Origin of the sequence: Rhizobium sp. CCGE531 (assembly GCF_003627795.1) — a bacterium.
In the GTDB taxonomy this organism is placed as follows: Bacteria; Pseudomonadota; Alphaproteobacteria; order Rhizobiales; family Rhizobiaceae; genus Rhizobium.
The window spans coordinates 2,651,748-2,673,740 of sequence record NZ_CP032684.1 but is presented as its reverse complement, the minus strand read 5'-3'; the positions used below and the strand labels follow the sequence as shown (position 1 = coordinate 2,673,740).

Below are 21,993 nucleotides of genomic sequence, written 5' to 3'. Positions count from 1 at the left end.
AGGCTCTCAGCCGGGTAAGAAGGTCTCACATGCCCGGCGCGGAAAGCCATGAAATAAAGCCACTGTGACGCCTTTGTGCTTGAAACGTCGGCCCATATTCGACATAGAGCTTAGCGCAGAAAACTGGTCCGCAGGCTTTCTGCCATTTTCAACCGAATAGGACCGATCATCATGGCCTTTCTTGCCGACGCTCTTTCCCGTGTAAAGCCTTCTGCCACCATCGCCGTTTCCCAGAAAGCGCGCGAGCTGAAAGCAAAAGGACGTGACGTGATCGGCCTCGGCGCGGGCGAGCCGGATTTCGATACGCCCGATAATATCAAGAAGGCCGCCATCGACGCGATCAATCGCGGCGAGACGAAGTACACGCCGGTCTCCGGTATTCCCGAGCTGCGCAAGGCGATCGCCGCCAAGTTCAAGCGCGAGAACAATCTCGACTATACCTGGGAGCAGACGATCGTCGGCACGGGCGGCAAGCAGATCCTGTTCAATGCCTTCATGGCGACGCTGAACCCGGGCGACGAAGTCATCATCCCGACGCCCTATTGGGTTTCATACCCGGAAATGGTGGCGCTTTGTGGCGGTACGCCGGTTTTCGTGGCGACGACGCAGGCCAACAGCTTCAAGCTGCAGCCTGCCGATCTTGAAAAGGCGATCACGCCGAAGACCAAGTGGTTCATGTTCAATTCGCCGTCCAACCCATCGGGCGCTGCCTATACCCATGCCGAACTGAAGGCGCTGACGGACGTGCTGGTCAAGCATCCGCATGTCTGGGTCCTGACCGACGACATGTATGAGCACCTGACCTATGGCGATTTCAAATTCGCCACGCCGGTCGAAGTCGAGCCGAGCCTCTATGACCGCACGCTGACGATGAACGGCGTCTCGAAGGCCTATGCCATGACCGGCTGGCGTATCGGCTATGCCGCCGGCCCGCTGCAGCTCATCAAGGCGATGGACATGATCCAGGGTCAGCAGACCTCGGGTGCGACCTCAATCGCCCAGTGGGCAGCCGTCGAAGCGCTGAATGGTACGCAGGACTTCATTCCCCGCAACAAGAAGATCTTCGAAGGTCGCCGCGATCTCGTCGTATCGATGCTGAACCAGGCGAAGGGCATTTCCTGCCCGGTTCCGGAAGGTGCCTTCTACGTTTATCCGTCCTGCGCCGGCCTGATCGGCAAGACGGCTCCGACCGGCAAGGTCATCGAGACGGATGAGGACTTCGTGTCCGAGCTGCTGGAATCGGAAGGTGTGGCTGTCGTGCACGGTTCGGCTTTCGGCCTCGGCCCGAATTTCCGCATCTCCTATGCGACCTCGGAAGAGCTGCTCGAAGAAGCTTGCCGCCGCATCCAGCGCTTCTGCGCGGCCTGCAGGTAAGCAGTCAATAATCGCTCAAATGGAAAGCCCGCCAGACGGCGGGCTTTTTGCGTTCAGCTCGATGGCCTCGGGTTCATCAATTGATTCAAGCGCTTCGCAATTTGAGTCCGCCGATCGGCGCAAGCCATTGAAATCGGGCTCAAAGCCCGAGCGCGGTCAGCATGATGAAGGTGGCGAAGAGAATGAAATGGGTCATGCCCTCGATGGCGTTGGTTTCGCCGTCGTTGAGATTGATGGCGGCGGCGATCAGCGTGATCATCACCATGACAGTCTGCACCGGCGACATGGCCATGATGAAGGGCTGGCCGGTATAGAGCGCAATCGCCTCCATGACGGGCACCGTCAAGATGACCGTCGATAGCGAGGCGCCCATGGCGATATTGACCGTCGCCTGCATGCGGTTGCGCAGGGCCGCCCGCAATGCCGTCAAAATTTCCGGGGCCGCCGAGATCGCGGCGACGACGATGGCCGCGATGGCAGGCGGTGCTCCCGTGCCCTTGAGGCCAGTATCCATGAAGACCGCCATGAACTCCGCGAGCGCGCCGATCAGCACGACGCCGATGAGGATGGTAACGATCGATGTGGTGGTGGACTCGTCCTCTTGATGCTCTTCTGTCGCCGCGAGTTTCTTCTCCGTGCGCGGATAGCTGTAGCTGAAGAAATAGCTGTGCTTGCCGACCTGCATGCGCAGGAACAGCGCATAGAGCGCGATCATCGCAACGATGGTGAAGGCCGAATAATAATGCCACTTCGCATCGGGGATGAACTCCGGCACGATCATCGAAATTCCCATGGCCGTCAGGATCATCACGCCATAGGTCTTGCTGGAATCATCGTTATAGGGCTGCTCGCCGTGTTTGAGGCCGCCGAGAAGGGCGGCGAGGCCGAGGATGCCGTTGATATCGAGCATGACGGCGGAGTAGATCGTGTCGCGCACCAGCGTCGGCGAGCTTTCCCCGCTCATCATGATGGCGAGGATGATGACTTCGACGGCAACGGCCGCCAGCGTCAGGATCATCGTGCCGTAGGGATCGCCGACCTTGACGGCAAGGGTTTCGGCATGATGGGCGACGCGCATGGATGCCAGCACAATCGTTGCGATCAATGCCACAGCCGCGATCATCGATGCAGCTTGCCCCATTTCGAGCACGGAATGCTCGCCAACATAGGCAATGACGGCAATTGCCAATGCGACCAACAGCGCTTTTTCCTGCTTAAACCACTTTGCTGCGATCACTTTGCCCAACCTTTGCGCCGATTCACGGTTGCACTCTAAAGCAATGATTTCGCACATCAAGCGCTCAGGAAGGGGCCGAAATTTGCAGTTAGCGCAGTTTAATGGAATACTGCCCGGATAGGTCTGCCCACCAAAATGCCGCGGCATCCTCGAAACCCGTCTCAGATGCACGCGATCCTGCCGGCGATGTCCGGATTCGAAGGTCTTGGCAGATGAGAAGGAGGGAGTGAATGGTCAAGGTCGTTTACGAAATCGTGCCGCACGACGGTGGATGGGCCTATCGTTTCCGTGATGTTTATTCGGAGGCGTTTCCGACGCATTCCGAGGCTGTGGAGGCCGCGCGGATCGTTGCGGCTGAACAGCAGGTCGGAGGCGACTCGGCTGAAATCAGTTGGCAGGATGAAAGCGGCAAATGGCATGAGGAATATGCCGATGGCGGCGACCGTCCGGAAACGGAGGTCATCGATGGCCAAAAGCATTTCCCGCCGGTCGATACGGCGCCTGGTGCCTAGAGCAGGTCAGTGCCGACCGCTTTTTCGATGATCGCGTCGACGAAGTGACGCTTCTCGGCGGTATAGCGATCACCATCGTGCCGGTGGGTTTCGGCGAGTTCTCGCTTCAGTTTCGCATAGGCGGCCGCGTCCGCCGGGTGCGCCCGAAGATAATCCTGAAAGATCATCCTGCGTTCATGTGTCCGGTTGCCCGGCGTGCAAAGATAGAGGCGCTCCGGCGGCCTGCCATCGCGCCGCATGAATGCCCAGACTTCATCGTCATAGCGGTTACCGCGTGGTTCGTAGCCCTGGTCCAGCAGAATGCGTGCCGCGGCAGGGATGTCGGCGAGGCCGCGCAGGATGATGTCGATATCGATAAGCGGTTTTGCCGCGAGGCCGGGAATGGACGTGCTGCCGATATGCGCGATCGTCAAGACATAGGGCGCCAGCAATCGCTGAAGCCCGTCGCGGATGCGGCCGAAATCATCCGGCCAGTTTGGATCGTAGGGCACCAGTTCCACCGCTGTTCCCATGGTCAATACGGCTCCTCCGCGTTGTTACCCTTGATATAATCCAGCAAACCCGCAACCAGCGCGTCAAATGTCACGCGGCAGCGCGGCGACGTCTTCAGGTTTTCGTGCATGACGATCCAGGTGTCGAGCGACAATTCGATCTCGGGCAACAGGCGCACAAGGCTTGCGTCGCGCCTTGCCAAGGGAATCTGGTAAAAGCTGATGCCGATACCGGCGCGCAAAGCGTTATGCAGTGCGATGCTGTTGTCGGATCGAAAGCTGAAAGAGACGCCGTCGAGCATCGGATAGCGCTTTTGCATCATTCGTATGTAAGCGGTTTGACGATCGAAGCCGATCAGCTTGTGCCGGTGTAACTCCTTAAGGGTTGTGGGTTTGCCGTGTCGCTCGACATAGCTGCGATGGGCGAAGAGACCGAGGGTAATGATGCCGATATGCCGGGCGAGCAGAGCTTCCTGCGCCGGCGCCACCATGCGCACGGCAATATCCGCCTCGCGCTGCAGCAAGTCTTCCACCGCGTCGGAAGCGGACAGCTCGATAATCAATTCGGGATATCTTGCCTGCAGTGCGGCAAGGATCGGTGGCAACACTTCCGTTCCGATGACCTCGCTGGCGCTGATGCGCACCGTGCCGCTGACCTTGTCTTTCGAACCGGAGGCGGCCCGCAGTAGGGCGGCGGCCGTGCTTGCCAGCGTCTCGGCATAGGGTTTCAGGGCGAGGGCGGTATCGGTTGGCAACAGGCCCTGCTGCGAACGCGTGAACAGTTCAGCGCCGACCGCCTTTTCCAATGCGTCGATATGACGGCCGACCGTCGGCTGTGTCAGGCCGAGATCGCGAGCAGCGGCCGAGAGCGAGCCGTGCTGCTGCACGGCAAGGAAGGTACGATAGAAATCCCAGCTTGGTTCAGATAAGAGCGGCATACATTTATGTATATCATCTGCAGATTTTTTGGCAATTTCGTTTATCGCGAGGGTTCGGCATAGTCAGTCCATCGAAACCGATGGAGATGATCATGAGCAATCAGATGGAGCATGGCAAAACGGCCTTGATACTTGGCGCCACCGGCGGCATTGGCGGCGCCGTCGCTGAGGGGCTCGCCGCACGTGGCTGGCGCATCCGGGCGCTGAACCGCAATGCAGCCGAGGCAACCCGCTGCCAGCCGGACTTCGACTGGGTTCAGGGCGACGCGATGCAGGCGGATGATGTCCTGAAGGCAGCGCAAGGTGCGGATGTCATCCTGCATGCAGTCAATCCTCCCGGCTACCGCAACTGGGGCAAGGTCGTCCTGCCGATGCTGGACAACACCATTGCCGCCGCCAAGGCAGTTGGTGCGCGGATCGTGTTGCCAGGGACCGTCTACAATTTCGGCCCCGATGTCTTCCCTGATGTCAGCGAGGACAGCGCGCAGCGGCCGAAGACCCGCAAAGGCGCCATTCGCGTTGAGATGGAGCGGCGTTTGAGAGCGGCCGCGGAGCAGGATGGCACTCCGGTCATCATCGTTCGCGCCGGCGATTTTTTCGGTGGATCCCGTGCCAATAGCTGGTTCTCGCAGGCCATGGTGACGCCGGGCAAGCCGATCAGCTCGATGACCTATCCGGGCGAGCGCGGCCTCGGCCATCAATGGGCCTATCTGCCCGATGTCGCCGAGACCATGATCCGGCTGATCGAGAAGGGCGACGAGCTGCCGGTCTTCGCCGTCTATCATATGCGCGGCCATTGGGATGGCGATGGTATGCAGATCGTGGATGCCGTGCAGCGCGTGCTCGGCCACAAGGTGAAGGTAAAGGCATTTCCCTGGTGGATCGTGCCGTTGGCGGCTCCCTTCGTCCCATTCATGCGGGAGCTACGCGAAATGAGCTATCTCTGGGACGTACCGCTGCAGATGCGCAACGACAAGCTGCTGGCCGTGCTCGGCGAAGAGCCGCATACGCCGATCGATGAGGCCGTCCGGGCCAGCCTGGCGTCCATTGGTTGCCTGCAGGCCGCATGAGTGCCATCCTCAGGTGCAAAGCCTGCTTGGTCCGGCCATTTCAAAGCTCAGATAATGAAAAACCCTCGCAACATGCGTTGCGAGGGTTTTCTATCGATATCAAGACCGTTCAGAGGCCAGGTCAAGCGGCTTCTTCAAGCGAGGGATAGTCGGCGTAGCCCTTGGAGCCACCGCCGTAGAGCGTTGCCTGATCCAGCGGCGCGAGCGGCGCATCTTCCTTCAGGCGCCGAACGAGATCCGGGTTGGAGATGAACGGCTTGCCGAAGGCAACGACATCGGCCTTGCCGCTGTCGACGGCTTCGACCGCCATCTCGCGGGTATAGGCATTGTTGACCATCCAGGCGGCCTTGCCTCCTGCGGCCTTATAGGTGGCATGCAGGGCATCGTAATCGAAGGGCAGGAAGTCGCGCTTGCCGCCGGTCTGGCCTTCGACGACGTGGACATAGGCGAGGCCGTGTTTCGCCAGACCTTCAATGACATAAGTGAAGAGTTGCTGCGGGGCCGGGTCGCTGGCATCGCCCGATGGCGTGACCGGCGAAATGCGGATTGCCGTGCGGCCCGCACCGACTTCCTTGGTGACGGCATCGACCACTTCGAACAGGAAGCGGGCACGGTTCTCGATCGAGCCGCCATACTGGTCGGTGCGGTCGTTGACGTCGCCGCGCAGGAACTGGTCGATCAGATAGCCGTTCGCGCCGTGGATCTCGACGCCGTCGAAACCGGCATCGATCGCGGCGCGGGCGGCCTTGCGATAGTCTTCGATGATGCCCGGGATTTCCGAGGTTTCGAGCGCACGCGGCTCGGAAACGTCTGCAAAGCCGCCGGTGCCGTCGCCGTTAACCAGATAGGTCTTCGAATTTTCAGCGCGCCTGGAGGTGGAGGAGACCGGCTTGCCGCCATTCGGCTGCAAGGTCGTATGGGAGATGCGGCCGACATGCCACATCTGAACGACGATCTTGCCGCCATTGGCGTGCACGGCATCGGTCACCTTCTTCCAGCCGTCGAGCGCTTCCTGGCTGTAGAGGCCGGGAACATCGGCGTAGCCCTGACCTTGATGGGTAATCGCCGTTGCCTCCGTGATGATCAGGCCGGCGCTGGCACGCTGGGCATAATATTTGATGTTCAGCTCGTTCGGCACGGCATTCGGCGAGCGATTGCGCGTCAGGGGTGCCATGACGATGCGGTTGGCGATGGAGATATCGCCAAGCTTCGTCGGTTCGAACAATTTGGTCATGGGTCGTCCTTTCAGTTGAGGTGGGAGGAGGAGAGGGATCAGGATGAGGCGAGCGCCTCGTCACGGGGACGTATGGCGGCAAATGTCAGCAAGACGGTGAGGAAGCCCAGGATTGCCATGCCCGAGCCGGCCAGCGGCACCTGCGAGAGTGAAAAACCTTCGTCTATGAGCATTCCGCCGACCCAGGCGCCGAGCGCGTTGCCGGTGTTGAAGGCGCCGATGTTAATGGTCGATACGAGGTTCGGGGCGTCCTTGCCGAAGTTGACGACATTGATCTGCAATGCCGGCACGGCGGCGAAAGCCGCCGCAGCCCATAGGAAGAGCGTGATCTCGGCGCCGACCAGGGAGTGGATGGTGACGCTGAAGATCGCCGATGTCGCCGCGATCGCCAGGAAGACACCGGCAAGCGTGGAACCAAGGCGCCAGTCAGCCAGCTTGCCGCCGATCAGATTGCCGATGGTCAGGCCGACGCCGATCGAGAGCAGCGTCCAGGTTACGGTCTCGGGCGAGACACCGGTAACATCGCGCAGCATCGGGGCGATATAGGTGAAAAGGGCGAACATGGCGGCCGAGAAGAAAACGGTCGTCAGCAATGCCAGCCAGAGGCCGAGGCCACGCAATGCGGCTATCTCGCGGCCAAGGCTGCCCTGACGGGCAGCTTCGTCCTTCGGCAGCACGGCGACAAGTCCTGCAATCGAGGCGACGCCGAGCAGCGTGACGATCCAGAATGGCGCGCGCCAGCCGAAAGCCTGGCCGAAAGCCGTGCCGAGGGGAACGCCAAGCACATTGGCGAGCGTCAGGCCGGTGAACATCAGGGCGACGGCGCGGGCCTTACGGTCTTCCGGCACCAGGCTGGCCGCAACCACCGAACCGATGCCGAAGAAGGCACCGTGGCAAAGCGCGGTGACGATGCGGGCGATCATCAGGACCCAATAATTCGGGGCGACGGCGCAGAGAAGATTGCCGAGAATGAAGAAGCCCATCAGCATGATCAGCGCCGATCGCCGGCGCAAATGGGCTGTCGAGACAGCCATGATCGGCGCGCCGATGGCGACGGCCAGCGCATAGCCGGTGACTAGCCAACCGGCTTGCGGAATGGTGACCGTAAGATCCGAGGCCACCTCCGGCAGCAATCCCATGATGACGAATTCAGTCGTGCCGATGGCAAAGGAGCTGAGCGCGAGAACGAGGAGCGCAAGAGGCATGTTCAGAGTTCCTTCCGCATGGCTTCGAGGAATTCAGCGATGGTTTCTTCGTTGCGCTTGTAGAAAATCCACTGGCCGAGGCGCCGCGTCGTCACCAGGTCCGCGCGGTGGAGCGTGCCCAGGTGAGCGGAGACAGTCGATTGCGAGAGACCGCAGCGCTCGAACTGGCTGGCGCAGACACCAAGCTCCAGCGGATGTTCCTGGGTCGGGAAATGGGTTTCCGGATCCTTGAGGTGGTTGAGGATTTCGAGCCTGGCCGGATTGGCCAAGGCCTTCAATATCTCGTTCTTGTCCATGGTGTTCACCAAGCAATATCGAATAATCCCGATTTATGTATCGACAGATTTCGATATATCAAGGGCGACGCCGAATATTATTTTTGGCAGGGCTGCTCGCGCGCGTGCTTAGAAATTGGGCAAAAAAAGAGGGCCACCGGAATGAACCAGGGCCCTTATAGGTGTGAAGGTCAAAACCTCCAGAGGGGAACAGCCAATGCGGTGGAACTGGGAGGAAAAGCCACCATGTGCATCAGCTATGTGCGTTATGATGCTAATTTGTGCAGTGCGCAATGCTTTTTTGTGCATGGCAGTTATGCGTTTGCGGGCCTGGCATCAAAAAGGCAAAAAAAAGGGCCTCCGGAGTAAACCAGGGCCCTATAGGTATGAAGGTCAAAAACCTCCAGAGGGGAACAGCCAATGCGGTGGAACTGGGAGGAAAAGCCACCGTGTGCATCAGCTATGTGCGATATGGTAGTTAAATGGGCAGGCTTCAACTCTATTTTGTGCATATCAGCTATGCATCATACGCGCAGCTGATATATTAGTCATAAAAAGAGTTCGTTATCAGTGACTTACCTTCACTAAAAATTCCAGTTACGAGCCTTGGACACGATAAAATCACGAAAAACCTTAAGCTTAGCCGCGTTTTTCATCTCGTCCGGGTAGCAGAAATATGTATCGAAGGATGGTACGTCCGCATTGATTGCGAGCTGGATAAGGCCCGGATCGCGACCGACGATATAATCAGGCAGAACGGCGATGCCGATGCCGAGCAGGCATGCGCGTTTGATCGACGTCTGGCTGTTGATCTGCAGATGCGGCACGCGCTTGTTGTCGGACGACCGGCCGGCGATCTCCAGCCAGTTGACGTCGAGCAGGTAGTTCGGCGCCGGCTCGCCGAAGCTGATGATGCGATGCTCGTCCAGAGCCTCGACCGATTGCGGCTCGCCGTAGCGGTTGATGTAGGAGGGGGCCGCATAGACGTGCATGTGGACGGTGAAGAGCTTGCGCTGGATCAAATCCGATTGCTGCGGCTGGCGCAGCCGGATGGCGCAATCCGCATGGCGCATGTTCACATCAAGCTCCTCGTTATCGAGGATGAGCTGGATCGACATGTCGGGATAAAGCTGCAGGAATTCCTGGATCTTGTCGGTGAGCCAGCCCTGGCCGAGGCCGACCGTCGTCGTCACGCGCAGCTTGCCGCTCGGCTTGTCGGTCGTTTCGGTCAATTGCATCTTGACCGTTTCGAGCTTCAAGAGAACGTCATGAGCCGTGCGATAAAGCAACTCGCCCTGTTCGGTCAGGATGAGGCCGCGCGCATGGCGGTGGAAAAGCTTGATGCCGACGTCCTGCTCGAGCGCGCTGACCTGCCGGCTGATCGCGGACTGGGACAAATGCAACTTATCGGCCGCATGCGTGAACGAACCCGCTTCGGCAGCCGCGTGAAAGATACGCAGCTTGTCCCAATCCAATGGCATGCCGTTTCCCCTCATCGGCTGCATCACTCCGCAGCCACGGCGACGGGCATGTGCCCGGTCAAGTAGCGTTCCGCCTCAAGCGCGGCCATGCAGCCCATCCCTGCTGCCGTGATCGCCTGCCGGAACGTATCGTCGGTCACGTCACCGGCGGCATAGATGCCTTCGACGTTGGTCGCCGTCGAATCCGGTGCGGTCCAGAGATAGCCATTGTCCTTGAGCTTCAATTTTCCCTTGAAGAGTTCGGTCGCCGGCGCATGGCCGATGGCGACGAAAACGCCGTCGATCGGCATGTCCGTGACGGCGCCCGTGCGCACATCGCGCAGGCGTGCACCTGTAACCGACGGCGGCATCGGCGGCTTGGCCGGCGTGCCGGTGATCTCGGCAACCTCGGTATTCCAGAGAATCTTGACGTTTGCCTTGGCGAAAAGGCGCTCTTGCAGGATCTTTTCCGCACGGAAGGAATCGCGGCGATGCACGACCGTCACCGACTTGGCGATATTGGAGAGATAGAGCGCTTCCTCGACGGCGCTATTGCCGCCGCCGACCACGATCACATCCTTGTTGCGATAGAAGAAGCCGTCGCAGGTAGCACAGGCGGAAACGCCGAAGCCCTGGAAATGCTGCTCGCTCTCGATTCCCAGCCACTTCGCCTTGGCGCCGGTCGCGATGACGAGGGTATCGGCCGTCCAGACCTGGCCGCTATCGGTGCGGGCGACGAAAGGACGCTGGCTGGTATCGACTTCGGTCACGAGGTCGTTGACGATCTCGGCGCCGACATGCTGGGCCTGCTGCAGCATCTGCTCCATCAGCCACGGGCCCTGGATCGGATCGGCAAAGCCCGGATAGTTCTCGACATCCGTCGTGATCATCAACTGGCCGCCTTGTTCCATACCGGCAATCAGAACCGGCTGCAGCATCGCGCGCGCGGCATAAACCGCGGCGGTATAGCCGGCGGGGCCGGAACCGATGATGAGCACCTTCGTGTGGCGGGCAGGCATAGTCAGTCCTTTCAATTTCAGCGATTGGGAAACCGCGGCTTCAAACGTCCAAAGCAGGCGATTTCACGGTCCGCCGCTTCATTTATGATTGCCTTATGCATTTATTCAAGGGCAGCCTTGCATTACACACAGAGCAAATCGGCTCTCTGTAAGAATCAGTTACGCGAGAGAAACTTTCTTGCGTATTTTCCCGCCTTATATAGAAGCTGCCGAAGGGGAATTAAAGAAAGGCAATAAAAGTGCTTCGCGCTGAACTCGATGCCATCGATATCAAGATTCTGCGGGAACTGCAGCGAGACGGACGGATGACCAATGTCGAGTTGGCGGACCGTGTCGGCATTTCCGCGCCGCCATGCCTGCGCCGGGTGCGCAAGCTGGAAGAAGCCGGTATCATCGAAGGCTATCATGCCATGCTCAACAGCCCGAAGCTTGGCTTCGATCTGGTCGCCTTCTGCATGGTCGGCCTCAAGCATCAGTCGGAGGCCAATCTCAAGGCCTTTGCCAATGCGACGGCAGCCTGGCCGCTGGTGCGGCAGGCGTGGATGGTTTCCGGCGATAGCGATTTTCTTCTCCACTGCGTTGCCGAAAATCTCACCCGCTTCCAGGATTTCGTCATCGAAATTCTAACCGCGAACGAACATGTCGATACCGTGCGCACCATGCTGACGATCCGGCAGGTCAAGAAACTCGGTCTGGTGGAGCTCTAGGCGGATGGCGGATCGCCCCTGGCACCGGTCGCTGATCAAGTCCGGCGTGCGCCTTTTCCTGGGCGGTTCGCTGGCGCATGTACAGGACTGGTTTCCGGGGCTCAGCATCGTCCGCAGCCAAAGCGTCAGCGAGGTGCATTACCGTGGGGCGAAAGTCGCGAGCCTTGCCGGCATGGATCGGCTGCGCGAACGTTGTGGCGATGCAATCCATATTGTCGGCTCCGGCCCATCCATTCGTGGTTGCGACCTGAGCAGCCTGGAAGCCAAAAGCGCCATTCTTCTGAACGGCGCTATCGGGTTGTCGGGCGAGCCGATTGGCGAGCCGTTGGCGATTGCGGTCGAGGACGAGCGCTTCGTCTGGCGGCACATCGACATGCTGCGCAAGAAGGTCGCCCCCGGCTCGCTCTGTCTGTTTTCCGTCGCGGTGCTGCGGGCTCTTTGCGAGATCGACAAGAGCTGGCTGGCGGACAAGACCATCATCCTGATCGACGATATCCGCAAACCCTATGGCGCCCGTCGCCGTTCGCTCGACGATCTCAAGAAGCTGCAATATGTGCGGCTGGATGCCGAGGGTTCGGCGGGCTTTTCTATTTCGCCGGATCGTGGGGTTTTTCTGGGCGGGTCCGTCGCGGTCTCGGCCCTGCAATTTGCTCTTTACTGCGCGCGGCATCAGGTCGGCTTTCTGGGGATCGATATTTCCAATGCCGGCGAGCCGCGCTTTTATGAGACTGTCGGCGATACGGCTTTTTCCGGCATTGCGCGGGCTGAGGGCCGTATCATCGAGCATCTCGTGCTCGCGCGGCAGATCGCCACCGAGCGCGGCGTCTCTTTCGTCAACTATTCTCCCATTTCGGCACTCCTGAAATATGATTTCGGTTACGACGACAGGTTCGCCATGAAATCGACGGCGTGACGCTTGCCGAAGACGACGAGCCCACGCGCGGATTGCAAATAAGGTTGCTGGAATGAAGTTCATGCGCTGGCTGAAACCGAAAGCGTCCGACGCCAAGAAGCTGACCATCGATCCGCCCGAGGCGAGGGCAGGGCGCCATGGCATCGCCATCGCTGCCTGTGTCAAGAACGAGGCACGCTATATCGAGGAATGGGTGCGCTTTCACCAGGCGGTCGGTATTCGTCACTTCTATATCTATGACAACGGCTCCACCGACGAGACCTGCACTCTTCTTCGCAGTCTGCTGAATGAGCACATGCTGACGATCATCCCCTGGGCTGGGCGGATGCGCGATACGGCAACATCGGCCGTGCTGAACGGCCAGGTCATCACATTTGCGCACGCCATCCTGAATTTCGGCGGTCATTACCGCTGGATGGCGTTCATCGATGTCGATGAATTCCTTCTGCCGAAGGAAGCGGCAACCGTCGAGCAGGCGCTGGAGGCGGTCGGCGATTTTCCCAATGTCTCGCTACCATGGCATATGTTTGCCACCAGCGGCCACGAGACGCCGCCGGACGGACCTTTGACACTGAATTATACGATGCGCGGCGCCGATCCGATGACGACAAAAGAAAATGTCAGCAATTTCAAGTGCATCGTCGATCCATGCGAAGTGACCGAGGTCAGCGTGCATCAGTTCCAGACGCGTTCCCACGGTGATCTGACGGCCAATGATGCCGGCAAGCGTTTCACGCGCCGCGCGCGAAAATCTCCGGAATTCTATTCAAACCGGTTCCTGCAGCTCAACCACTATTATACGAAATCCCGGCAGGAGCTGATGGAGAAGCTCGCGCGAGGATGGGCTTACGACAGCAGCGCGGCGAAATATCGAGACAAGGTCCTGTCGGTCGTCAAAAGCATCGAGGAAGATATGGTGGAGGATCGTTCGATGATCGATTTCATCGAGCGCCACCATATCGATCTTGGTCGCTAGTTGACCGCCTAAAGCGGTTCAGTTTTCACGAGCCCTCTGAGCCACTCTATCTCTTCGTTTCTCGCAATTCCGGACGCAAAAACCGCTGCACACTTCTGCGCGACATGCTTTATTTGTTGGCGACGAGCAGCCGCTTATAGACGTCGCCGATCGCGGTTGCTTCCTTTTCCAATGCGAACTCGCTGCGCACATGGCGCACGGCATTCTCGCCCTGGTGAAGCGTTTCCTCTGGATCGGCCAGATAGAAGCCGATCGCTCTGATCAGGGCCTCGCCATCGCCGGCCGGCACGACGGCACCGGTCTCGCCCGGGACGATCATCTCGGCATAGGCGCCGGCGTCGGAGGCTACGACGGTTGTGCGGGAGGCCATGGCTTCCAGTGGTGTCAGGCCGAAACCCTCGTTGCGGGACGGGGCGACATAGAGGGTGGCGCGGCGATACCAGGGCTTGATGTCGTCGACCTCGCCCAGAAAGCGGATGCGGTCGGAAAGGCCGGCGTCGGCCACCATCTTTTCCAGCTCATCGCCGAAACCGCGATGCTCTGACGTCACGCGGCCGCAGACGACGGCCGTCCAGTCCGGATAGCGCGGCAGCAGCTCGATCATCGCCTTGACGAAAAGATCCGTGCCCTTCTGATGGCGGACGCGGCCGAAGCAGCCGATCAGATAGGTGCCGGGCAGGCCGGTAGCCGCCATGCGGTCGTCTGGCCTTTCCGGCGGATGAAAGCGATTGAGATCGACGCCGTGCTGGATGACGGTGTGCGGCACCTCGAGAAAGCTGCCGGAACGGGTGCTGGTGGCAATAACTGCATCCATGCGGCGGATGAGCCAGCGCGTATAGCCGGTATGGCGGCGCTGCGCGGCGGAGGTGAAGACCAACTTCAGAGGCATGCGCAGAACAGCGCGCAGCAGCAAGCCTACCAGCATTTCGTTGTTGCGGCGTGCATGCCAGACGCGGACGCGGCAGCGGCGTGGCCTGCTCCATAAACCCGGGAGCCGGAGCCAGCCGAGCTTGGGCAGGTCTTCCGGCAGGCCGGGGCCGAGCGTGGCGATATGATAGCCAAGCTCGACCTGTTTGGGGATTAGTTGCACGATCGTCGAGGTAACGCCGGAAAGCCGGCGTTTGAAATTCGTTGCTATGATTTCGATCTCGCTGAGATCGCTGGCATGCGCTGACTCGCGATCGCGCACGGGCAATTAGCCCCAGGTGACGGAGAGGATTTCGTAGCCCTTGGCACCGCCGGGCGCGTTGACCTCGATGGAATCGCCGACTTCCTTGCCGATCAGGGCGCGGGCGATCGGGGAGGAGATGGAGATGCGGCCTGCCTTCACGTCGGCTTCCTGGTCGCCGACGATCTGGTAGATCTTTTCTTCCTCGGTGTCCTCGTCGATGAGCTTCACCTTGGCGCCGAACTTGATCTTCGAGCCGGACATCTTGGTGAGATCGATGACTTCGGCGCGCGCCGTCAGGTCTTCGAGTTCGGCGACGCGGCCTTCATTATGGCTCTGGGCTTCCTTGGCTGCATGATACTCGGCATTTTCGGAGAGATCGCCGTGGGCGCGTGCTTCCGCGATTGCCTCGATGATCCGCGGGCGCTCTTCCTGCTGACGCCAGCGCAGTTCTTCCTGCAGCTTGACGAACCCGTTCTGTGTCATCGGTACCTTTTCAACCATTTTTTTTATCCTTCACTCCCAGTGTTGCTCTGCTGCAGACACAAAAGAAAACAGGTCCCGAAGCGGTACTTCGGAACCATTCAGAGCCGTTATTCTGTCATCTATAGCAGATTGCGACAGACGATTGCCAGAAAATTCGAAGACTTAAGGAAAGGCTTCTGTTGAAGTTCCTTGCCCGTTCGACCGCCTGACGGGGCCGTGACGAATGTGAGCCGGCTACCCTGATTCACGCCCGTCACGATTGAATTTCACCCGTCAGAAATAGCTCTGCAGCGGCTGGACTTCGAGGTTTCCGGCCTTCAGTGCCTTGATCGCCATGGCAGCGGCTTCGGCGCCGGCCATGGTCGTGTAATAGGGCACCTTCTGCATCAGCGTCGCGCGGCGAAGCGACTTCGAATCCGAGATCGCCTTGTTGCTGTCGGTCGTGTTGATGACGAGCTGGACCTGGCGGTTGCGGATGGCATCCTCGATATGCGGACGTCCCTCAAGCACCTTGTTGATCTTCGTCGCTTCGATGCCGTTTTCGGCAAGGAAGCGTTGGGTTCCACCGGTTGCGAGCACCTTGAAGCCCTGTTCCGCCAGCATGCGGATGGCGGGCAGCACGCGGGGCTTGTCGTCGTCGCGAACCGAGACGAACACCGTCCCGTCACGCGGCAGTTCGACGCCGGCGCCGAGCTGCGACTTGGCGAAGGCCAGCGCGAAATCGGTGTCGAGACCGATCACTTCGCCGGTCGAGCGCATTTCCGGCCCCAGCAGGATGTCGACACCGGGGAAACGGGCGAAGGGGAACACCGCTTCCTTGACGGCGATATGCTTCAGCTTGCGCGGATCGGGCTTTTCGCCATAGGCCGCAAAGGTTGCATCGAGCTTCTCGCCCGCCATGACGCGGGCGGCGATCTTGGCGATCGGGGCGCCGATGGTCTTGGCGACGAAGGGCACGGTACGCGAGGCGCGTGGATTGACTTCAAGCACATAGACCGTGTCGTCCTTGATGGCGAACTGGACGTTCATCAGGCCTCCCACGTTCAAGGCCTTGGCCATGGCCTTTGCCTGGCGCTCCAGCTCGTCGATCATGGCAGGCGAGAGCGTGCGTGGCGGCAGCGAACAGGCCGAATCGCCGGAATGGATGCCGGCTTCCTCGATGTGCTCCATGATGCCGGCAACGTAGACGTCGGTGCCGTCGGACAGGCAGTCGACGTCGACTTCGATGGCGTTGGCAAGATAGCTGTCGAACAGCAGCGGGTTTTTGCCGAGCAGCGTGTTGATCTGGCCGGTCTTGTCGTTCGGGTAGCGCTGCTTGATGTCTTCCGGCACCAGCTCCGGGACCGTATCGAGCAGATAGCTCTGGAGCTGGCCTTCCGAATGGATGATCTGCATGGCGCGGCCGCCCAAGACATAGGACGGACGCACGACCAACGGGAAGCCGATCTCGCCGGCAACGAGGCGAGCCTGCTCGACCGAGTAGGCTATGCCGTTATTCGGCTGGTTGAGATCGAGCTTCATCAAGAGCTTCTGGAAGCGATCGCGGTCTTCGGCAAGGTCGATCGCGTCCGGAGCCGTGCCGAGGATCGGGATGCCGTTCTTTTCAAGGGCCTCGGCGAGCTTCAGCGGCGTCTGGCCGCCGAACTGGACGATGACGCCGACAACTTCGCCCTTCTCCTGCTCCGCACGCAGGATTTCGATCACGTCCTCGGCCGTCAGCGACTCGAAATAGAGCCGGTCGGAAGTGTCGTAGTCGGTCGAAACCGTCTCGGGGTTGCAGTTGATCATGATCGCTTCGTAGCCTGCATCCTTCAGGGCGAAGGCGGCGTGGCAGCAGCAATAGTCGAACTCGATGCCCTGGCCGATGCGGTTCGGACCGCCGCCGAGGATGACGACCTTCTTGCGGTCGGAAACCTCAGCTTCGGAACGGGCGGCGCCGACGAAGGGCATTTCATAGGTCGAGTACATATAGGCCGTCGGCGAGGCGAATTCGGCCGCGCAGGTGTCGATGCGCTTGAAGACCGGGCGCACATTCAACCGGTTGCGCAGTTCCGCCACTTGCTTCGGCCGCTTGTCGGTAAGGGTTGCAAGGCGCGCATCGGAGAAGCCCATGGCCTTCAGCATGCGGAGATTGGCGGCATCCTCAGGCAGGCCATGCTCGCGGATGCGGGTCTCCATATCGACGATGTTCTTCAGCTGCTCGAGGAACCATGGGTCGATCTTGCAGCCTTCATGCACTTCCTCGATGCTCAGCCCCGAGCGCAGCGCCTGGGCGACCATGCGCAGACGGTCAGGCGTCGGCGTGCCAATGGCGGCGCGAATGGCGTTGCGGCTGCCTTCGCCTTCCTCGATGCCGGGGATTTCGATTTCATCGAGGCCTGTCAGGCCGGTTTCGAGGCCGCGCAGTGCTTTCTGCAGCGATTCGGCGAAGGTGCGGCCGATCGCCATGACTTCACCGACCGACTTCATGGCGGTGGTCAGAACCGGAGAGGCGCCGGGGAACTTCTCGAAGGCAAAGCGCGGGATCTTAGTGACGACGTAGTCGATCGACGGTTCGAAGGAGGCAGGCGTCGCGCCGCCGGTGATGTCGTTTTCCAGCTCGTCGAGCGTGTAGCCGATGGCGAGCTTGGCGGCGATCTTGGCGATCGGAAAGCCGGTGGCCTTCGATGCCAGCGCGGAGGAGCGCGACACGCGCGGGTTCATTTCGATCACGACGAGGCGGCCATCCTTCGGGTTGACCGCAAACTGCACGTTCGAGCCGCCGGTTTCGACGCCGATCTCGCGCAGGACCGCGATCGAGGCGTTGCGCATGATCTGGTATTCTTTGTCCGTCAGCGTCAGCGCCGGAGCGACGGTGATCGAATCGCCCGTGTGGACGCCCATCGGGTCGATGTTTTCGATGGAGCAGATGATGATGCAGTTGTCCGCCTTGTCGCGGACGACTTCCATCTCGAATTCCTTCCAGCCGAGGACAGATTCTTCGACCAGCACTTCCGTGGTCGGGGAGGCGTCGAGGCCGCCACCAACGATCTCGAAGAATTCCGAGCGGTTGTAGGCGATGCCGCCGCCGGTGCCGCCGAGCGTAAAGGAAGGACGGATGATGGCGGGCAGGCCGACATGGTCGATTGCCTGGGCGGCGATCGCCATGGCGTAGCTCATGTAACGCTGCTTCCGGTCGCTCTCGCCGAGGTTCCACTGGTTTTCAAGTTCGTCAAGCGCCTTGTCGAGTTCGGCGCCTGACAGAGATGCCTTCAGCTTGCTGCGCTCGGCCTCATGCGTCTTGCGATCGGCATCCTTGATGTCGGTGGCGTTCGCCAGCATGGAGCGTGGCGTTTCGAGGCCGATGCGGGCCATGGCTTCGCGGAAGAGCGCGCGGTCCTCGGCCATGTCGATCGCGGCGGGCTTCGCGCCGATCATCTCGACATTGTAGCGGTCGAGCACGCCCATGCGCTTCAGCGAGAGCGCGGTGTTGAGCGCCGTCTGGCCGCCCATGGTCGGCAGCAGCGCGTCGGGGCGCTCCTTGGCGATGATCTTGGCGACGACTTCAGGCGTGATCGGCTCGACATAGGTGGCATCCGCCAGGCCCGGATCGGTCATGATCGTTGCCGGGTTGGAGTTGACGAGGATGACGCGGTAGCCTTCCTCCTTCAGCGCCTTACAGGCCTGCGTGCCCGAATAGTCGAATTCGCAAGCCTGTCCGATAACAATCGGTCCTGCACCGATAATGAGGATCGATTTGATATCTTGACGCTTCGGCATGGGCTCTCATCCGTTTTTTCGTTGCGCCAAAAACCGGCCAGGGTGGGAGATCACCGGCCGGGGCGCATGAGCAATTATTTCAGGCTAGAAGCGGCTTATAGGCAAATGTATTTGCAAACGGAACCCCATAAATCGCGGAATCGACATGAATTCTGTCGAGATCGCCATGGGGCGGTCAAATGACGAGTTATGCGGACGATTGGCAACCTGTGCTGACGCTATCGATCAGCTAGCCCTCTATATAATGGGGGACGAAGCGTGAGGTGTCTCGCGTGACGGGAGTGTCGTCCTCGCGAATGCCGATACCCGCCGGTTGGCCCGCAACGATCCAGGATCCGATGACGGTCCAATCGTCGCCAAAGCGGGGAAGCAAATGCAGCGCCTGCCTTACATACCCTTCTTCACCGTAAGGTCCTTCGACGTGATATATGCCAGCACCGGCTTCGTGGTTGACAAGCGTCACATTCGCACCTTCGCGGGATAGCAACGGCTTGCGAACGTAGCGATCGCCGAGATCGCCGATGCGCGGATCATCCTCGAAATAGGCAGGCAGCAGATTTTCATGGCCTGGGAACATTTCCCACAGAACCGGCAGCAGCCCCTTATTGGATAGCGCGAGTTTCCAAAGCGGTTCGATGACGCGCGTGGGCGTCAGCGGCAGATGACGGCCGAAAGGCTCGCGGACCATATCTTCGAGCGGATAGAGCTTGAATATGCAATCGATACGCTCGTCTTGAAGATCGATCAGCCAGTGTTTGTCGTCGACGCCGATATCGGGCATGGCGATCAGCTTCGTTTCGCAGCCAGCCTGGGCGGCGCAATCGACAAGGTAGTTCAGCGTTACGAGGTCTTCCTCCGATTCCAGCATGCCGGCAAAGTGCATGCGCCGCGAAGGCTCGGCAAGGACACGCATTGCGTCGATCAGGCGTTCGTGCACCGAATTGAACTGGTCCGCCGTAGGCGGAAGTTCGCCGCGCTGCTTCATGTCTTCCAGCCAGCGCCATTGGAAAACAGCGCTTTCGAACAGGCTGGTGGGCGTGTCGGCATTGAATTCGAGCAGCTTTGCCGAACCGTTTCCGTCATAGGACAGATCGAAACGGCCGTAGAGGTCATGTTCCCGATCGCGCCAGGAGCGCAATATCGCATCGTGATACGCCGACGGGATGGCCATCCGACGCATCAATTCATCGTCCGAAGCGATCCTTTCGACTGCCGCATAGCACATTTCCAGCAATTCGGCGGAAGGCTCCTCGAGCTTCGTCTCTACTTCCTCAAGGCTAAAAGCATAGGCGTGTCGCTCATCCCAATAGCGTTGGCCATACATGGAATGGATGGTGAAGCCACAGGCCTCGGCGTCGGCCTTCCAATCCGGCCGCTCGTTCATGACTACGCGTTTCATCAGCTCACCTGTTAACCCGAAAGATGGAAGCCACGAAAACCCCAGCCGCCGCGCTCTACCGCGCCGCTTGAGCGCGCTGAGTGCTCGGAAGACGTTCCCCAAAAGCTACTGCCGCCACCACCGCCGCCGCCGCTCGAAGACGAGGATTGCGTGTTGTCGTCCTTCTTTCTTGCCGCATAGGTCGTATTTCCGAGCAACATGCCGTTGGCAAGGCTTCGCCCGGTTGCCGTTCGAAAGTCGCTGCTCCCTCGCGGCTGGTAAAGGGCTTTAGTGTCAAACGTTCTGGCGGCGTTGCCGACAAGATAGCCGGCCAGCAGGGGAACGAAGTGGCCCATGCCCGATTGATGGGCGCTGGTCGTTGGCTGGCAATTGTTGACGCCATAATCCTTTTCGCAGTTCGCCGCTGTTTCATAGGCGGGCGCATTTCGCTGGCGCTCCGTTTCCGCAGCGGCAAATTGAGATCGACATTCGTCAGCGGAAAAAACTCTCCCCGCGACGCAGGCGTTGATGTCCTTGTATATCTGAACCCGATCCTCCTTTTGGCCGCAGGCCGTCAATGCCGCCGTTCCCATGAGCAGCAGGGACACACTCATCGATCGCTTCATAAAACCCCCGGCGCATTGCGCGTTCACACGACCACATATTCCGGGACGTTGCCCGCTCAAGTCGACCAGCCGCAACACACGCAGACGCGGAATTGCGGTTGTCCACATATGTAAGGATTGCAACGTTAAGAATATGAGCGCGAAAAGAGAGTTAGGTATAAATTGGCCGCATTTAAAGAACGTAGGCGTGTGTCCAGTCGAATTTTTTTAGACCAATGGTTGCGATCGTAAAAAATGTCTTTCCAGTTTTCATAAGTCAATCGAAACGGTGCCGGACAGCTTCGGCATAGGAACGGCTGACGGGCACCGCAACGCCGTCACGCGCGATGACGATAAGCTTGCCGTTGTCGCGTTTCAGGTGGGCGACGTGCTCCGTCGAGATCCAGTGGGATCGGTGCAGGCGCATGCCCTCCGTATTGCCGATTTCCATGAGTGCATCGCCGAAACGCAGCAGGATGAGCTCCCGCCCGCGTGTCGTTACGACTTCGGTATAGTGATCGCGAACGGTGAGCCTTACCAATGCCCCCCGGTTTTCCGGCTTCAGGCGCGATAGAATCGGCGGCTGAGAAGCCAGGGTTCTGAGCTCGGCTGCGGCGGCGAGCGTGGCTTTCGTCTCCGTGGCGTCCGATCCCTGCGCCGCCATTGCTATCTGCCGGTGCATGGTCAGATAGGACAAAATACAAAAAAGGGCACAAAGCGGTATCGCGCCAAGCGACTGACGCAGGCTGTCGATTACCGTGGACGTCGTTCCGAAGAAGGCTAGCTCGACGAGCGAGATGCCGAAGCCTATCGGCAATGCGGCGGCGATGGATCCGATCATCATCCGGGCGAACATGCTCGATACATGCCTGCGCAGAAGGATTTCGGCGACGACGGAGAAGACGATGGCGATGGACCAGGCCATGGCCTGGAGAACCAGCCAATAGCCGAGCCGGGCTCCCGGCGTCAGCCGGGCAAAGGTGCCGTAGGGGCCAGTGAGAGCAAAGATCAGGACGATCGTGACAAAGGTCGCCCAGAAACGCGGTGAACGCTGGATGATCCGCAATTCGCGAAGCGTGGATTGCAGAAAGGTGTGATCCACGAAGATTTCCGTTCTTTCGCGCAATTTCGATTGAGGGAACGACAATATCGCGGAAAGGCTCGGCAAACTCAACCGGATACGGAT

General features: G+C 59.8%; 20 protein-coding genes. 6 read left to right on the top strand and 14 right to left on the bottom strand.

The window, feature by feature from the left end:
- Positions 1 to 171 precede the first annotated feature (171 nt).
- Positions 172 to 1,374, top strand: a complete 1,203-nt coding sequence (locus CCGE531_RS13050; RefSeq protein WP_120664543.1) for a pyridoxal phosphate-dependent aminotransferase — start codon at positions 172 to 174, stop codon at positions 1,372 to 1,374.
- 139 nt (positions 1,375 to 1,513) lie between these two features.
- Here the strand turns inward: CCGE531_RS13050 and CCGE531_RS13045 are convergent, their stop codons facing one another.
- Positions 1,514 to 2,668, bottom strand: coding sequence for a calcium:proton antiporter (locus CCGE531_RS13045; RefSeq protein ID WP_245458844.1), 1,155 nt, complete (start codon positions 2,666 to 2,668; stop codon positions 1,514 to 1,516).
- A 173-nt stretch (positions 2,669 to 2,841) separates the two neighbouring features.
- On the opposite strand from CCGE531_RS13045, the gene CCGE531_RS13040 reads away from it, so the two are divergent.
- A complete protein-coding gene (locus tag CCGE531_RS13040; protein WP_120664542.1) occupies positions 2,842 to 3,123 on the top strand; it encodes a DUF2188 domain-containing protein in 282 nt (93 codons plus the stop codon).
- On the opposite strand, the gene CCGE531_RS13035 is transcribed toward CCGE531_RS13040, so the two are convergent.
- Both CCGE531_RS13035 and CCGE531_RS13030 read right to left on the bottom strand, forming a co-directional pair.
- Positions 3,120 to 3,635, bottom strand: coding sequence for a GrpB family protein (locus CCGE531_RS13035; RefSeq protein ID WP_120664541.1), 516 nt, complete (start codon positions 3,633 to 3,635; stop codon positions 3,120 to 3,122). The genes CCGE531_RS13040 and CCGE531_RS13035 overlap by 4 nt on opposite strands.
- A gap of 2 nt (positions 3,636 to 3,637) precedes the next feature.
- Positions 3,638 to 4,552, bottom strand: a complete 915-nt coding sequence (locus tag CCGE531_RS13030; protein ID WP_120664540.1) for a LysR family transcriptional regulator — start codon at positions 4,550 to 4,552, stop codon at positions 3,638 to 3,640.
- Positions 4,553 to 4,644: 92 nt separating this feature from the next.
- Between CCGE531_RS13030 and CCGE531_RS13025 the strand changes: the two genes are divergently transcribed.
- On the top strand, positions 4,645 to 5,622 hold the full coding sequence (locus tag CCGE531_RS13025; RefSeq protein ID WP_120666788.1) for an SDR family oxidoreductase: 978 nt from the start codon (positions 4,645 to 4,647) through the stop codon (positions 5,620 to 5,622).
- Positions 5,623 to 5,743: 121 nt separating this feature from the next.
- On the opposite strand, the gene CCGE531_RS13020 is transcribed toward CCGE531_RS13025, so the two are convergent.
- The 5 genes from CCGE531_RS13020 to trxB all read right to left on the bottom strand — a co-directional run bounded on the left by CCGE531_RS13020 (position 5,744) and on the right by trxB (position 10,815).
- Positions 5,744 to 6,856 (bottom strand): alkene reductase, encoded by a 1,113-nt coding sequence (locus tag CCGE531_RS13020; RefSeq protein ID WP_120664539.1) that lies wholly within the window; start codon positions 6,854 to 6,856, stop codon positions 5,744 to 5,746.
- Positions 6,857 to 6,894: 38 nt separating this feature from the next.
- The gene (locus tag CCGE531_RS13015; protein WP_120664538.1) at positions 6,895 to 8,061 is read right to left on the bottom strand and encodes an MFS transporter; all 1,167 of its coding nucleotides are present in this window, start codon (positions 8,059 to 8,061) and stop codon (positions 6,895 to 6,897) included.
- A gap of 2 nt (positions 8,062 to 8,063) precedes the next feature.
- A complete protein-coding gene (locus tag CCGE531_RS13010; protein WP_120664537.1) occupies positions 8,064 to 8,357 on the bottom strand; it encodes a metalloregulator ArsR/SmtB family transcription factor in 294 nt (97 codons plus the stop codon).
- A 563-nt stretch (positions 8,358 to 8,920) separates the two neighbouring features.
- Positions 8,921 to 9,817 carry a LysR family transcriptional regulator VtlR gene (locus CCGE531_RS13005; protein WP_120664536.1) on the bottom strand — a complete coding sequence of 299 codons (897 nt, stop codon included), beginning with the start codon at positions 9,815 to 9,817 and terminating at the stop codon, positions 8,921 to 8,923.
- A 23-nt stretch (positions 9,818 to 9,840) separates the two neighbouring features.
- Positions 9,841 to 10,815 (bottom strand): thioredoxin-disulfide reductase, encoded by a 975-nt coding sequence (trxB, locus tag CCGE531_RS13000; RefSeq protein WP_120664535.1) that lies wholly within the window; start codon positions 10,813 to 10,815, stop codon positions 9,841 to 9,843.
- A 239-nt stretch (positions 10,816 to 11,054) separates the two neighbouring features.
- Here trxB and CCGE531_RS12995 point away from each other — a divergent pair, with 239 nt between their 5' ends.
- The 3 genes from CCGE531_RS12995 to CCGE531_RS12985 all read left to right on the top strand — a co-directional run bounded on the left by CCGE531_RS12995 (position 11,055) and on the right by CCGE531_RS12985 (position 13,411).
- The gene (locus CCGE531_RS12995; RefSeq protein ID WP_120664534.1) at positions 11,055 to 11,522 is read left to right on the top strand and encodes an Lrp/AsnC family transcriptional regulator; all 468 of its coding nucleotides are present in this window, start codon (positions 11,055 to 11,057) and stop codon (positions 11,520 to 11,522) included.
- Between the two features lie 4 nt (positions 11,523 to 11,526).
- A complete protein-coding gene (locus tag CCGE531_RS12990; protein ID WP_120664533.1) occupies positions 11,527 to 12,435 on the top strand; it encodes a glycosyl transferase in 909 nt (302 codons plus the stop codon).
- A gap of 61 nt (positions 12,436 to 12,496) precedes the next feature.
- Positions 12,497 to 13,411 carry a glycosyltransferase family 92 protein gene (locus CCGE531_RS12985; RefSeq protein ID WP_120666786.1) on the top strand — a complete coding sequence of 305 codons (915 nt, stop codon included), beginning with the start codon at positions 12,497 to 12,499 and terminating at the stop codon, positions 13,409 to 13,411.
- 109 nt (positions 13,412 to 13,520) lie between these two features.
- On the opposite strand, the gene CCGE531_RS12980 is transcribed toward CCGE531_RS12985, so the two are convergent.
- From CCGE531_RS12980 to CCGE531_RS12955, 6 genes are all read right to left on the bottom strand, one after another.
- Entirely contained in the window at positions 13,521 to 14,600 is a 1,080-nt protein-coding gene (locus CCGE531_RS12980) for a glycosyltransferase family 4 protein (protein WP_120666784.1), read from the bottom strand.
- A gap of 6 nt (positions 14,601 to 14,606) precedes the next feature.
- Complete coding sequence (gene greA, locus CCGE531_RS12975; RefSeq protein ID WP_120664532.1) at positions 14,607 to 15,083, bottom strand: transcription elongation factor GreA; 477 nt, start codon at positions 15,081 to 15,083, stop codon at positions 14,607 to 14,609.
- 255 nt (positions 15,084 to 15,338) lie between these two features.
- Positions 15,339 to 18,824 carry a carbamoyl-phosphate synthase large subunit gene (gene carB, locus CCGE531_RS12970; protein WP_120664531.1) on the bottom strand — a complete coding sequence of 1,162 codons (3,486 nt, stop codon included), beginning with the start codon at positions 18,822 to 18,824 and terminating at the stop codon, positions 15,339 to 15,341.
- A 229-nt stretch (positions 18,825 to 19,053) separates the two neighbouring features.
- Positions 19,054 to 20,223: a glutathionylspermidine synthase family protein gene (locus CCGE531_RS12965; RefSeq protein ID WP_120664530.1), complete on the bottom strand. Its 1,170-nt coding sequence runs from the start codon at positions 20,221 to 20,223 to the stop codon at positions 19,054 to 19,056.
- Positions 20,224 to 20,234: 11 nt separating this feature from the next.
- Complete coding sequence (locus CCGE531_RS12960; protein ID WP_120664529.1) at positions 20,235 to 20,936, bottom strand: DUF1190 domain-containing protein; 702 nt, start codon at positions 20,934 to 20,936, stop codon at positions 20,235 to 20,237.
- A 148-nt stretch (positions 20,937 to 21,084) separates the two neighbouring features.
- Positions 21,085 to 21,909: a LytTR family DNA-binding domain-containing protein gene (locus CCGE531_RS12955; RefSeq protein ID WP_120664528.1), complete on the bottom strand. Its 825-nt coding sequence runs from the start codon at positions 21,907 to 21,909 to the stop codon at positions 21,085 to 21,087.
- Positions 21,910 to 21,993 lie beyond the last annotated feature (84 nt).